We start from the raw sequence: 15,313 nt of genomic DNA on the forward strand, positions 1-15,313 counted from the left end.
GAGCGCTTTCTCGCGTTTGCTGTATATCCAACCAAAGCAAAAGAAACGTTTCTTTACAAAATGGCGATTTTTCATACCAAGTCACTGTTTGAACAGTTTATAACTCACTCATTCGTCTGTTTTGAACTTATCCACAATGTTATCTATAAGCACTTAAACCGAGCTTTGTTATGCTATCGCCTTGTCTAATAAGGCTTAATACAAGAATCATAAAAAAGGGATCTTTTTGAGATCTTTTCGAGACCAGATCGATCAAAATATTTAATAAAATGTCAATATTGATCTACCCTGAATTTTCCCGTATCTTGTGTTCAATTAATTTTTAAACCACTAGGTCTTGTGTTTAAACCTCAAACACTGTGGCATAAAAATTGCCCAGTTCAAACGGTCCATAGACATAAAAATAGATGACAAAATGGAGCTATGCTAGCATGAGCGTATCGAATTCAACCCCTGGTCAAATTCAGGTGATTAAACGCACTGGAGATGTTGCCAGCTTTGACGCAGAAAAAATCTCTGTTGCCATTGGTAAGGCATTTTTGGCTGTTGAAGGCCAACAAAGTGCTGACTCAAGCCGCATCCACGATCGTATTTCTCAACTTACCGAGATGGTATTAAATACGTTCAGTCGCCGCCTACCTTCTGGCGGTACAATTCACATCGAAGAAATCCAAGACCAAGTTGAACTTGCGCTGATGCGTACAGGTGAACAGAAAGTTGCTCGTGCGTATGTCATCTACCGCGATCAACGTGCTGATGCACGTAAACAAGCAGGTGAAAACCATCACCCAACCTTACAAATCACTGACGCCAATGGTCAGCTTCAACCGCTTGACATGCGTAAGCTTGAAGCGACTGTAACCAAAGCGGCTGAAGGTTTAGAAGGCATCAATGTTCAAGCGATCATCGATGAAACCATTAAAAACCTTTACAACGGTGTAAAAGCGTCTGACATCGCAACCACGATGATGATGGCAACACGTACCCGTATTGAACAAGAACCAAACTATACCTACGTGACAGCTCGCCTACTTCGTGATGAATTGGTCGCAACTGGTTTAACTTTCCTTGGCTTGTCTGAAGACACCGCTGAAGGCGATGCTTTAGAAACTTTCCTGAAGAAAGGTATTGAGCTAGACCTACTTTCACCAGAACTTCTCAACTTTGACCTTGCGAAATTGGCCGCAGCGATTCAACCAGAACGATCAAACCAATTTACGTACTTAGGTCTGCAAACATTATTTGACCGTTACTTCATCCACTCAGATGGCGTACGTTTCGAATTGCCACAATTATTCTTTATGCGTGTTTCGATGGGTCTTTCACTCAACGAAGCAAACCGTGAAGAACGTGCAATCGAGTTCTACAACTTATTGTCTAGCTTCGATTACATGGCGTCTACGCCTACCCTGTTTAACTCAGGTACGCTACGTCCACAGTTGTCTAGCTGTTATTTAACGACCATTGATGATGACCTATATGACATTTATGGCGCTATGCGTGATAACGCAATGCTATCTAAATGGGCAGGCGGTTTAGGTAATGACTGGACGCCAGTTCGTGCCTTGAACTCATATATCAAAGGTACAAACGGTAAGTCACAAGGTGTAGTTCCATTCCTTAAAGTGGCAAACGATACTGCTGTTGCAGTTAACCAAGGTGGTAAGCGTAAAGGTGCTGTGTGTGCATACCTTGAAACTTGGCACTTGGACATCGAAGAGTTCCTAGAGCTACGTAAAAACACGGGTGATGACCGTCGCCGTACGCATGACATGAACACCGCGAACTGGGTTCCTGACTTATTTATGCAACGTGTTTTTGAAGATGCTGAATGGACACTGTTCACGCCGTCTGAAACACCAGACCTACACGACTTAATGGGTGCAGAATTCGCTGAGCGTTATGCACACTACGAAGCGATTGCGAAAGAAACAAACATGTTGCACAAGAAAATTCGTGCAAAAGATTTGTGGCGCAAAATGCTGTCGATGTTGTTTGAAACTGGTCACCCGTGGATCACATTCAAAGACGTATGTAACTTACGTTCACCACAACAACACGTTGGCGTAGTTCACTCTTCTAACTTGTGTACAGAAATCACATTAAACACAAGCAAAGATGAAATTGCGGTATGTAACTTAGGTTCGATCAACCTTGTACAACACGTTCAAGGTGGTGTGTTAGACCGTGAAAAGCTTGCACGTACAGTAAAAACAGCGGTTCGTATGCTCGATAACGTAATCGACATTAACTACTACGCTGTGCCACAAGCGAAAAACTCGAACTTGAAACACCGCCCAGTGGGTATGGGTATCATGGGCTTCCAAGATGCGCTTTATGAAATGCAACTCGCTTATGGTTCTGATGCAGCAGTAGACTTTGCTGATGAATCGATGGAAGTGATCAGCTACTACGCAATTTCAACATCAAGTGATTTGGCTGTTGAACGTGGTACTTATGAGACATTCAAAGGTTCACTGTGGGATCAAGGTATCCTGCCAATTGACTCGCTAGACCTTGTTGCTAAAACACGTCCTGAACGTATGTTTGAAGTTGACCGCACTCAACGTTTGGACTGGGACACTTTACGTGCCAAAGTTCAAAAAGACGGTATGCGTAACTCGAACGTGATGGCCATTGCACCGACTGCAACCATTTCAAACATTTGTGGTGTGTCTCAGTCGATTGAGCCAACATTCCAAAACTTATATGTAAAATCAAACCTATCAGGTGAATTCACAGTAATCAACCCGTACCTAGTACGTGCGTTGAAAGACCGTGGTCTGTGGGACTCTGTGATGGTGAATGATCTGAAACACTTTGAAGGTTCAGTTCAGAAGATTTCTCGTATTCCTGAAGAGCTTAAAGCAATCTTCGCGACGGCATTTGAAGTTGAGCCACGCTGGATTGTGGATGCTGCATCACGTCGTCAAAAATGGATCGATCAAGCGCAGTCTTTAAACCTTTACATCTCTGGTGCAAACGGTAAGAAACTGGACTTGACCTACAAAATGGCTTGGTTACGTGGTTTAAAAACAACGTATTACCTCCGAGCTTTAGGTGCAACTTCTGCTGAGAAATCAACCATTAACACTGGTGCATTGAACGCAGTAAAACCTGCAACTGTAACGGCAGCGCCTGTTGCAGCAGTTGCTCAGGAAGTTAAACCAGAAGTGGTTGCTGAAGATGAAGGCTTCGGTCAAGCAGCTCCAGTGCCAATGGCGTGTTCAATTGACAATCCAGACTGTGAGGCTTGTCAGTAATCACCTCCCCTAACCCCTCCTAAAAGGAGGGGAATTACACCAAACTTATTGAGGTGTGAAAGTCCCTCTTTCATAAAGAGGGATTTAGGGAGATTAAAAAATTAAAGACGACCTAGGAACCCACCATGCTCCATATGACACATAACTATATGTTAGGTCTTGCGACCTTGGTGATTTCCTTTGTGGTTTTGTTTTATATGCCGATTGCCTACTTTTGGGTAAAAGCAAACCAAAGCAAAAAGCGAAAGCAAAATAAGTCGTGAGAATCACGTTCTATGCACAGTTTTAGAACAATGATTGGCAAAACTTAATTTTGCTTTCACAAATTAAGCGTATAGTAAGACATCTCAGCACTGCTGGATGTCGATAAAAGATATAAAGCAACGTAGAGAGAATTGATATGTCTATCCTAAGTTGGGACGATTTCGAAGATGATTCGCAAAAACCGGCTGCACCTGAACACAAGTCTGCGCCCGTCGAACCGCAAAAAGCGGCTAATCCGCAGATGGTATCTGCTGCAGAGCAACCACAGAAGAATGTGGCAACTGCACAACCCGCTTCAACCCCTCGAAGCCGATCAACAAATCCAGCCGATCCGTTGGCAAGAGCATCTAACGCCTTAGAAAGCTTAGATGTTGCTCCAGGTCTAGAAGAACTAGAAATGGGTGCGCAACGTGTACAAGTTGACGACAAAGCCATGATTAACTGTCGTGCGGACTTAAACCAACTTGTACCGTTCAAATACGAATGGGCTTGGCAAAAATATCTAGACGGTTGCGCAAACCACTGGATGCCACAAGAAGTAAACATGAACCATGACATCGCGCTTTGGAAGTCTGAAAATGGCTTAACCGAAGATGAGCGTACCATCGTCATGCGTTCATTAGGTTTCTTCTCTACAGCAGACTCATTGGTTGCAAACAACTTGGTATTGGCGATTTACCGTCACATTACCAACCCTGAATGCCGTCAGTACATTTTGCGTCAAGCGTTTGAAGAAGCTATTCATACTCACGCTTACCAATACTGTATCGAATCTTTAGGGATGGATGAAGGCGAAGTCTTCAACATGTACCGCGAAGTTCCATCAGTCGCACGTAAAGCAGCTTGGGGCTTGAAATATACGCAGTCTTTAAGTGATCCTACTTTCCAAACTGGTACACCTGAAAACGACCAAATTTTGCTGCGCAACTTGATCGCGTTCTACTGTGTTCTTGAAGGGATCTTCTTCTACTGTGGTTTCAGCCAAATCTTGTCGATGGGCCGCCGTAATAAGATGAATGGTGTTGCTGAGCAATTCCAATACATTTTACGTGATGAGTCGATGCACTTGAACTTTGGTATCGACATGATTAACCAAATCAAGATCGAAAACCCAAGCTTATGGACTGCTGAATTCCAAGAAGAAATCGTTCAAATGATTCTTGAAGGTACGATGCTTGAAATCGAATATGCGCGTGACACTATGCCACGTGGTGTATTGGGTATGAATGCTGCGATGATGGAAGAATACTTGAAATTCATCTGTAACCGTCGCTTAGCACAGTTGGGCTTGCCTGAGCAGTTTGCTGGTGTGAGCAACCCGTTCCAGTGGATGTCTGAAATGATGGACTTGCGCAAAGAGAAGAACTTCTTCGAAACACGTGTGACAGATTATCAGACTGGCGGCGCGCTGAGCTGGTAAGGTAAAACACGCGTTGAACGACACATCAGTTGTCATAGAAAAAGGCTGCTATTTGCAGCCTTTTTCTATTAGAAACAAATTATGGTAACTCTTTGATCATACTTATTGAAAACAAATATTCTTGATGGTCATCACTAATTTCCAGAGTAGCGTGCTTTTATACTTTCATTTTTTTACAATACAAACTAATGGTTTTATTCAAAATCACATATCACCAGCTGTCAATAAATCATGATGTTTCTCGCAATATATTTCATTATACCAAGTATAATGCATGTCATTATTAATGCTTACAAAGATCCATAAAGGTATATTGACCAATGATTTTGAGGCAAGTTTGTTATTTAAAAAAATGAATCTACTATCTTTCTTGGGCCACTCAGGCATTTCATTATAAGATCTAATAGAGTTTCCTAAATCTATTTCTTTTACTATGATTTCTTTTAGACATTCACAGATATATATTCTATTTAAATTAAATTTCATTAACTTATACTAACTCACACTTCACTTTGAACAAAAATAAGAAAGCATAATTTTTATTATTACGTTTTAAAACTCCAAACTCATGGAAATATCGCCTTGTTTGGGATCGTAAGTAAACTCGACTAAATTCCATTTGTGATTTTCTTTATTCAAAATAACTTTAGTAGGATGTTCTACATAGAAATTACTATGCTCTAATTTATATTTCTTCATGAATCTTTTCAAAACTTTAGAGTGAAGCAAGTTTTTTTCAAAAAACTCAGGAGTTTGAAACAATATATAAATCATATTTTCTGTTTTCAGAAATACTTTCAAATCAACCATATCACTTAAATAAATTAGTTGATTATAAAAGTAGTGTTGTTTGCCATTTATTGATTCTTTTTTCAAAAAACTTAAAGAATGAATATTCGCCAAATCAATAATTATGTTATCAATTTTTAAAATTTTTTCATCCAATATAATTTGTAAATTAAATTTATTTTCCATATTTAATTATTTTACCTGTTGAAGTTAGATTTTTTTTATCTGAGTCTTCGATAAAATATTGAGTTCCTCCTCCAGCACCAAGATGAGGATTTGCAGCTGTCCTACCTTTAGCCATACACATATCTTTAGTAACAATGAAGGCATGTAGTTGTGTTCGCATATCTCTTGCTTTAGGGTTATCCCAATTTCCTTTGTGCGCAACTTGTACTGCATCGTTATAACCTCTAGCAGTCCCTGCCTTTATTACATCAGGTGATGTAGCAAGATAATTTCCTGGAGCACTACCATGTGGATACAAAGTATATAAAACAGTGCCTTTTTTTACTACTACATTTTTATATGCATCTACACCAGAATAAGGTGCCGATCCTTGCCATGACCGAGCTGTTTTTGAGGGATCTTTACCTTCACAAGGATTTCCATGGCAAGGTTTCTTTTTAGGAGGTACTCCTCCTTTACTTCCCTTTCCACTACCATTTTTAGAACCTTTTCCGCCAGATAAGCCTCTCGGATCAACCCAATCAATAGGATTCGGCGCATAAGCATAAACATTATGCCCACCTAAAAGCCCAATTGGATCTTTAGAAATAAAGCGCCCAACGTAAGGCGAGTAGTAACGATGACGGTTATAATGAAGCCTTGTTTCTTCATCAAAATACTGCCCTTGGAAGCGAATATTATTTGAAATGATTTCACTATTTTCAAAGAAGTTTGATTTCACTTTCTCTGCTTTACATTCACCCCAAGCTTTATATTGTGCCTTCCAAATGAACTGACCACTAAGATCACTCATCTCGTGTGGAGTCCCCAAATGGTCACAGTGATAGAACCAAACATCATCAAAGCCTTGACTACTCTGAGTCTTCTTCCAAAGTAAATCACGAGTAAAACTATATTTATCATCCCAAACAGGTGTTGTATGCACCTGTATAGGCGTTTGATAAACAGCTTGAATTAAGGGAATAAAGCTGTCTTTTTCATAAAGATAATGCTTGGTATATGACTCATTTGACTCATATGCTAACGTATCACCATCCCATCCATAAACAAAATCCAGCTCTTGACCTGTATGATGGTGCTTACTTCTTTTTGCTATAGTCAAACTACTTTATTATTCATACAAGATTCGAAAAAAACTCGAAATAACTCATCGACTGAGTCGATCAACCATTCTTTACGCTTACGTTTAACCCATGCCCACATGTGTTCTATAGGATTTAAATCAGGGCTGTATGCAGGAAGCCAAAGAATTTTATGCCCTTGTTGTTCCAATAACTCCTGAATATCTGCTCTTTTATGAAATGCTGCATTATCCATAACCACTACACTATTTTCTGGTAATGCTGGTATGAGGAATTGCTCAATCCAAAAATGAAAAACATCTGAATTGATTTTGCAGTCAAATAAACCGACTGAAAATAACTTACCCTCATGGATTGCTCCAATGGCATTGGTCTGATTCTTTAATTGCCAATTATATTGCCATAAACAGGGTACTCCTTTTCGTGAGTAGCCATGAGGTCTATAATCATGTGACTTAAAACCACTTTCATCCAGATAAATAATCGGATGGTTTTTTTCTAATTCATTCACTTGCAGAATAAATTTATCCCTAAGCTTTGTATCTGCTTTAGGATGGCTTAACGTCTTTTTTTAACTGTAATATTTAAGCGCTTTAATGCAGCACCAATAGATGAAACACCACAATTAAAACGTGCAGCACGTTCATATTGATAAGCATCAGGATACTTTTCAACATCTTCACGTAAAGCATCATCGTTAATTTTAGAAGGTTTACGTACACGAGTTTTTTTAATCTCTATACGTTTCTTCCATTCAACAATGGTATTTTTATTAATTTCAAATTGTGCAGCTACCGCTCGAATAGAATAACCTTCCTCAAGCTTAGCTAAAATTTTACGTCTAAAATGTTCTGAATAACTCATTGCACCATTGTATTGGTTTTATAATGATTTGACTATAAACGTCGCCCCATCGCATCGTAACGATATTCAGCCGTATATTCAGTATTACGACTTCGAACCAAACGACCTAAAACATCCCAAGATAAGTTTAAATCCCCTTGATTTGATTTTTGAGCAGTCAACTGTCCATAAGCATCATATTGATATTGTTGATCTAAATATTGACGAACAACATTATTGACCAATTTCAAATAGCCATACTGGTTTTCATCTGTTCTACGTTCGTGAATTTGATTTTGCTGTTCCAGATGTCGGTCTATTAAATTACTCGCAGGGTCAAAACTAAATTTTTCTTTACATAATTTCGACGTTGCTTCAAGTAAACGTCCAAGTGGATCATATTTATAATGAATATCACCACGACGGCTGTCCTGAATTTGAGCAAGCTGACCAGATTTATCATAACGATAGACACGTGATAATAGACTTGTAGTGTCTTGAACAGCATTTTGTTCTTGTTGCAATTGTGCATTTGCATAGCCACTTTCATGGCCTTGTACGATTTGTTGCTGACTCAACCGTCCTTGTTCATCAAAGTGTTCAAATTGGCTTAAACCGTTTGCATAATGTCGTGCAATTTCGCGATGCAAATCATCGCGTTCGAAGCTAACAATATCTTGGCCATTTAAAATTAAGCTATGGACATGACCCGTTCCATAAGTCAACCAATCAATATCTTGTCCATCTGGGCGTATCGTTTTAATACGGTCATTGATTTCATCGTAGCCATGTTTCCACACCGCTGTCATATGAGTTTTATTGTCTTGAATGTGCTCTCGAACTAAATTACCCACAACATCGTAGAACCACTCAACCTTACTCTCAGCATTTTTTGCCAATAAAATTTGGCCATGACTGTTATAGGCAAACTCTTCTAACTGCTGTTCTTCTAATTCATTTTGACCTTTGTATCCAAAACCAGAAGTACGTTGTTCAAGTCGCCCCATACTATCCATAACGAAGTGCTGAATACGATCTTTTGGTGCCAGCTTTCCAGACAAGTTTTGCCCTTGAAGCATAGCAACTTCGATACTGGTTTGAAGTTGACCATTTGTCTCATCATATTCATACAGGGTTTCTTTACCATCAAAATCAATTTCTTTGATTAAACGACCAGCTACATCATAAAAGAACTCAAAGGCCGCACCATTTTCATTGATTAATCGTTTGAGTCGGCTTAACTTATCCCACTCATATTTAATCTTATACCCCAGAGGGTCAATACGATAAGAAATTAGACCTGCTGGGTCATAGTCATAACGTATTTTTTTCCCAGTTGGATCGATATACACCAACAGTCGGCCTTCGGCATCATGAATAAAATGTTCTTCTAATACATCGCTATATTTAATCTTTTCTAATTGACCAAACGAGTTTAATGGTAAACCTTGTTCAAGAGGTTCTCTTTTTTCAGCCGTAAAATCACTATAAAAATATTCAACTTTATTTTTTAAAGCATTCTCGACTGAAGTCACTCGCCCCCTGAGGTCATACTCCCATTTTGTTTCTTTACCTGAACAGTCGGTATAACTGATTAAGTTTCCTTGGTCATCATATTTTAATTGTTTGCTTCCACCTTTCGCATCTGTGATTTGTATAGGAAGACCCATAGCATTGTAGTTGTACTTTGTTTCTCTTTTTAACGGATCAATTTCTTTTATTATGTTTCCTGAACCATCATATTCTTTAAACCAACGACCTTGTTCAGCATCTACCATACCAATGAGTTGATCCTGATCATCATAGTCATAGTGGATGGTCGCCCCATCAGGTTGAATAATTGTGGTTAAGTTACCATTCTCATCAAATTCATATTCATTGACAGCTGCGTCAGTATCAATATGTCTAACTACACGACTACATTCATCTCTGAAATACCATTCTTCCAGCCCATCAGGATAAACAATACGGTAGGTATAACCATCAATATCATAGTAATATTCTGTTTCATTACCATATGCATCAATAACATAGGTAAGACGAATATTCTCATCCCACTCTAAGCGAACCTCAGAGCTACCATCATCTGCCCATTCATGATATGCCTTAGAAGTCGGTGCAATGCCATCGTATTCTAAATTCATACCGCGACCTGTAAGATCGGTATAACGTGTTATAAGATGATGATGATATTGGTAATAATAACTTGCGCCATTTTCAGTAATGGCTTCAATTAAATCGCCTTTGTCATTGTAGTTATAGCTTGCTAGTGGACGTTTTAATTCTCCCTTTTCAATTGCCCAAACATCTTCAACCTTACCTTGACTATTTATGCTAAATGCGATGTGTAGCAACAATTGGGATTTATGTTTAATTAAAATATCTGAAATATAAGACTTATTATTGATCTTATGGTCATAACGAACTGCTGCCGTCATTCCATTTTTATACTCAATTATTGATAATCGGTATTCATCATTATATTTTTCAAAGATGTGCTTCTCATCTGTACCAAATGAAATCATTTGTACATTTTCAGAAATCACACTGTAATAAAATCCTTCCTGTTGATCATGAATACTTTCCCCAACATTAATATCCGCTAAAGCAATTGGGCGCGCATCTGCCCCAATATACTGCAACCCTTTTAATTGACGGATATGTCCTTCTTTCTGTTCTGTTTCTTCTATATATTCTGTTTTATTAATAATGCGTGACATAAATGGCGTAAACCAACGCGCTCCAAACTCACCATCATCCAGTTGATACAAATTTGAAGCGTAGGTTCTAGAGAGAACAAAGCTAGACAAAGCAAATTCATATGCATCTACATGAGTTAAGAATTCAGTTCCTAAAGCATAACTGATACTTCTTTTAGTTTTAGTCACTGGCTTGGTTTTACTTCCATTTACACCAGTTGTATTCAGTGGACAACTATCATTCGGATTGTTATTGGCACCCTTCTGATTTTGAATAGTTTCCAATTCCCCACTTGGTCTTTTTTTATCTTTCTGTGAAGTTTGATTCGGTTTAATTGCAACCGTCTTTTTTGCCTTCTTCAGTTTAAATTTTTTTGCAGCTATCGAAAGTTTTTGTAATAACCAAGAAAAACTCATAGCTGTATTTGGATCGGCCAAAGGCGCTAATTTTGACGGTACAGTATTACTAAATTTTCTGAAAACTCCAATTTGCTTGTTAAGCAAGGCTTTTGTATCTGATCCTATGAAATAGGTTGCAGTACCAGCTCCTAAATTTCCATACTCTTTTCCAACAGCAGAAAGACCACTCGCTAAGAAAGAAACACCATGTGAAAATGCTTTTCCAGTATCACGAAAAATATTGTCACCAGCTTTAGATAAACTGGCTTTTGCATTTTTAATGTCACTCCTTGAATTAAAAACTTTTCCAGTTAAAATTTTGCTCATACCATCAGCAAAATTATTGCCAAGCTCTTTAGCTTTGCCACCACAATCATTAACTGTCTTTTTAACTAAAGGCTGTGCCTTATCTGCAAATTTATCCAGCTCCCCTGCTACACGCTCATTAACATGATTAGTTAATAATTCAATAATAACATCAGGTATTTGTTTAGTTAAATTTTTGGATTTCAGTGTTTTCAATGCTGGTCTAAGCGCTGTGCGAGCTGCGGCCATCCCGGGAGGTAAAGGAATCACTCCAACTAAATCAATTCCTAGGTTTAGCCAATCGGGGAATCCTGGATTTGGCTTCTTCGTAATTTCAATGACATCATAAACAGCATCTGTTAATGAAATAATATTTCCTATTACTGGTAAGCTTCCTGCAACATTTTTAAGAGTATCTAAATCAACAACACCCCCTGTATTTTGCTTTAGCCATTGATTAATTTTTTTTGTCCCAGCATTCACATCTGCCATTTTAATTGTATTAATTGGTGCAACTGCTGCTTTTCCAGTATTACTTCTCGTACTTACTTTTGTTTGTTGTTTCTGCGCTGTTTTTGGTGGATTAGCCATTCTTCTAATTCTCAATTCTTACTTAAATGTTAAATTCATAGCGTTCATCGGGTTACTATTGATCAAAGTTGTGCTTTGACCCGTGGTATTTGAAGCTTTTTGTCTTAATGGATTTTTGATTGGTTCTAGGCTATTGCTAGCAACAACTCCTTGCACCCCATTGGCTATACTTTGCCCTTTAGAATTTTGTCCAAGTGCTTTGGGTACAAAGCTGGCGATTTGATTGGTCAACTGCGTTTCAGCACCTTGTTTTAGCATTGGGAGCAATGTCTTTGCCCCTCCATCTTTCAACATGCTGGCTGCTCCAATTGTTTTCTTAATTGTCTCAGGATTGGTAAATGCTTGACCTAATGTTTTCTTCGCTTCACTTACTGCATTTTTTAGTACAGATTCAGCCTTCCCCATTAAACTTTGTGCATCAGGATCATTTTCATTTGGCCACATAGGTGGTCGTTTAAAGTCACTCGCTTCATCCCATGGATTACGTTGATCTTCTTCAAATACAACTTTGGCTGCGCCTGTCGCTAATCCTGAAACACGGACAAAACCTTTATTATCCAGTTGCCCTTTAAATTGCTTACCAAGTGAATCAGTAACGGTATAGCCGCCCTGTTTGACAAAATCGCCATGAGCATAATCATGTAATAACTCAAGTACACCCTGACCACGCTTCGGTGGTGGTGGTAAACTTGATTTGGTACTCGCTGTCGCCCCACTTTGGAACACATGCTGTGCTGCATTCACTCTAAATTCACCGCCTGTTTTCGGGAAAATCCCAGAACCATTTAAGGTGATTTGTGATGTAGCCCCTGTGATGACAATCTCTTTAGGACTGCTGATTTCGATACGGTCCTCAGTCGAGGAAATAATGATGCCTTTTTTAGCAAGTATATCCAACGCATCGGATTGAGCTTGGATCTCAACTTTACTCTGTGCTGCTACGGCTTTGATCCCACCTTGAGCAGCAAACAAGCTCAGTTTGTTTTGCGCCTGAGCAATCCAGTTCTTTTGAGTGCTGAAGTTGATGCTATCGCCTGCAATCTGATTAATTTGTGAATCAGCAGAGAAATGAATATCTTCAGCTGTACTTAGCGCAATTCCGTCAGGTGAATTGAGCAATAAAACTGCCTTTTTGAATTTTGCAATTTTTTGTTCGAGTTGTTCTGCAAATTCTTTAAGCTGCTCAAGCGATTCAATTTCATCAGTCTTTTGATTTTTAGCAATATCACTTAAAGCTTTACTGTTCGTCTGACTACCTTCCAGTTGTTTCTTGGCAATTTCAGCATCTAGATGCTCACCTTTGGCTTGATCTTGTTTATACGTGGAAACAAGTAAGCCTTGCCCAGCACGGACAGCTCCCCACTGGTCAGTACGCAGTTCAAAACCTTCACCTCGCCCTTCACTCGTGTCCGTTTCTTTAGGATGGCTCAAATTCCCTAAGTTCAGTTGTGTTGCACCATGACTGCTTTGTAGTTGGGTACTGATCTGACCCGTCGTGTCATCAAAGCGTAGTTGCCCAAAGCCCTCTCCTTGAACCTCTTTTGATCGGATCCCTGCCAGTTTTTTGGTATCAGGCAGTTTGCCTGTATTGTCAAACTTGCTTGGATGACGTTGTGCTTCATGGATGCGCCCCACGACAAAGGGTCTGTCGATATTGCCATCAAAGAAGTCGATAACCACGATTTCACCAATACGCGGTAAGAAGCGTGCACCATAACCTTCACCTGCCCAAGGTGTGAGCACATCAACCCAAGCAGAATCTGTGTCATTGTCATTTGAACCTGCACCGCCATCGTGAGTATTGTCTTCACTACGCGTGAACAGGAAACGGACTTTAACACGCCCCCATTCATCCACGTGAATTTCTTCACCACTTGGCCCAACCACTTTCGCACGTTGTGGTGATGCAATAGGCCGTTGTCGCAGCGGATTGTACTCTGGAACAATACTGATATTACGTCGTTGTAAGACGAGGTGATTGGCTTGGCGTTCTTCTTTATTATTTATTGTAATTTCAGCCTGTTGCCAATTGGTTTGTTTCAACAAAGCTGTGATTTGATCGGTCAAATCTTTAGGCAAATTATTCTGATTATAGAATTTTTTAGATGTGATTAAGAATTCTTTGTCTGAACCACTATGCTGATCAATTTCAGGGTGCTCATTGAGTTCAAACCAGTAACCCACTTGTGCATCTCGTACGGTCGAGGTAGCCATAAATTGTTTGGCTTGTAAGTCGTAATAGTGACCAAGATTTTGATTAAACTTTTCAATCTGACCATTGCCTGATTTGGTCGTTCCATCTTCACCTTTAAGATCTTGTATCCATGCAGGTGAGAAATGCCATGCCTGCTCTAAACCTAGGCTGGCGTTGTCTTGATTATCACTATGGCTATGTTTGCTTTGAACTGAACCCGCACCTTCTTCTACTTCTAAAGTATTTGCTTGCCAATGTTGAATATGGACAGATGTTGGTTGTATAGAACGCTGCCCGACAAAATTTGTAATCGAATCACTGCTTTCTACAGCACTGCTACGATGGAAGCGAATATTCTGACGCTCTAAACTTTGATATTGGGCGTTGTCATCAATCAGTCTAAGTTTTTGCGGCTGAATGGGTTCACTTGAACTGGACACTTTGAGCTGAGACTCATCAATAAGCCAGTTAATCCCCTCTGAAGAGAGCAGCCTTTGAATAAATTCACTGTCCAACTCATTCGCTTGCATAATGAATGGGCGCACATCATATTCTTTGCTTAAACCACTTTTATCCAAAATCAAACTTGAAGCAAATAAGGGACTACGTTGCTGCCACTCAGCAAAAATAGTTTGAACCACATCAACAACAGATTTCGCCATGAAAACTCTAGAGTTACGTCGATGCTTCCATAAGGCTGTCGGGTCTTCCACGGTTAAACGATATATAGTTAAAGCGCCATCGCTTGCCCCTACATCCGCCTTGGTGATGATGCCCGAAATACGATTGAGTTCTGATTTATCAGTGACAATATCGACAGCCACCTGACTACCAATAAATTGCTTTAACGGAATATGAGCTGAGGTAGATAAGCAAAGGAGCTGTAACTCTATACCTGCATTCAGTTCATGCGTTCCATCTATGCGCTGAAGGAATACTTGTTCGTTAAGCGAAGTATTGCTGAACTGAATATGAATGGCACGTTTTTGTGCACTAAGTCCAAGTTGCTCTATTGCAGCATAAATATTATTGGGCATCGTTATTATTAAATTTTAAGTTGTGGCTGATTGTACAAAAGTCTCAAAAAATTTCTTTAATTTTTTGTAACTTTAATAAAATTTTTAAATTTCAGAACCTTTTTTCCAATAAATGACCGATCCATCTGTAAGTTTCTATTTTTCTAGTTTTGATATTATCCCAGTCATATTCAGCCTTAACCCAATTCATTCCTTTATCCGCCATAGAAGTATTAAAATTTTATTTTCTTCAAACTGGTT

General features: G+C 39.2%; 8 protein-coding genes and 1 pseudogene. 3 read left to right on the forward strand and 6 right to left on the reverse strand.

Going from position 1 to position 15,313, the window contains the following annotated elements:
- Positions 1–431 precede the first annotated feature (431 nt).
- The 3 genes from MN200_RS12465 (at position 432) to MN200_RS12475 (ending at position 4,947) form a co-directional block, all read left to right on the forward strand.
- Positions 432–3,263 carry a ribonucleoside-diphosphate reductase subunit alpha gene (locus tag MN200_RS12465; protein WP_004695373.1) on the forward strand — a complete coding sequence of 944 codons (2,832 nt, stop codon included), beginning with the start codon at positions 432–434 and terminating at the stop codon, positions 3,261–3,263.
- 125 nt (positions 3,264–3,388) lie between these two features.
- The gene (locus tag MN200_RS12470) at positions 3,389–3,526 is read left to right on the forward strand and encodes a hypothetical protein (RefSeq protein ID WP_004695369.1); all 138 of its coding nucleotides are present in this window, start codon (positions 3,389–3,391) and stop codon (positions 3,524–3,526) included.
- A gap of 137 nt (positions 3,527–3,663) precedes the next feature.
- Positions 3,664–4,947, forward strand: a complete 1,284-nt coding sequence (locus tag MN200_RS12475; RefSeq protein WP_058870148.1) for a ribonucleotide-diphosphate reductase subunit beta — start codon at positions 3,664–3,666, stop codon at positions 4,945–4,947.
- Positions 4,948–5,499: 552 nt separating this feature from the next.
- Here MN200_RS12475 and MN200_RS12480 read toward each other — a convergent pair.
- The 6 genes and pseudogenes from MN200_RS12480 to MN200_RS12505 form a co-directional block, all read right to left on the reverse strand.
- Positions 5,500–5,922, reverse strand: a complete 423-nt coding sequence (locus MN200_RS12480) for a hypothetical protein (protein WP_058870150.1) — start codon at positions 5,920–5,922, stop codon at positions 5,500–5,502.
- A pseudogene (locus MN200_RS12485) lies at positions 5,912–7,018 on the reverse strand (RHS repeat-associated core domain-containing protein); the annotation flags it as partial. The gene MN200_RS12480 and the pseudogene MN200_RS12485, both read right to left, overlap by 11 nt.
- A 2-nt stretch (positions 7,019–7,020) precedes the next feature.
- Positions 7,021–7,515 carry an IS630 family transposase gene (locus tag MN200_RS12490; protein WP_005402037.1) on the reverse strand — a complete coding sequence of 165 codons (495 nt, stop codon included), beginning with the start codon at positions 7,513–7,515 and terminating at the stop codon, positions 7,021–7,023.
- Between the two features lie 47 nt (positions 7,516–7,562).
- The gene (locus tag MN200_RS12495; protein ID WP_000122230.1) at positions 7,563–7,868 is read right to left on the reverse strand and encodes an IS630 transposase-related protein; all 306 of its coding nucleotides are present in this window, start codon (positions 7,866–7,868) and stop codon (positions 7,563–7,565) included.
- 32 nt (positions 7,869–7,900) lie between these two features.
- Entirely contained in the window at positions 7,901–11,842 is a 3,942-nt protein-coding gene (locus tag MN200_RS12500) for a DUF6531 domain-containing protein (RefSeq protein ID WP_242759500.1), read from the reverse strand.
- Positions 11,843–11,860: 18 nt separating this feature from the next.
- Positions 11,861–15,073 carry a type VI secretion system Vgr family protein gene (locus tag MN200_RS12505; RefSeq protein ID WP_242759502.1) on the reverse strand — a complete coding sequence of 1,071 codons (3,213 nt, stop codon included), beginning with the start codon at positions 15,071–15,073 and terminating at the stop codon, positions 11,861–11,863.
- Between the last annotated feature and the right edge of the window lie 240 nt (positions 15,074–15,313).

The sequence above is a fragment of the Acinetobacter sp. LUNF3 genome (genome assembly GCF_022699605.1).
Taxonomy (GTDB): Bacteria; Pseudomonadota; Gammaproteobacteria; order Pseudomonadales; family Moraxellaceae; genus Acinetobacter; species Acinetobacter johnsonii.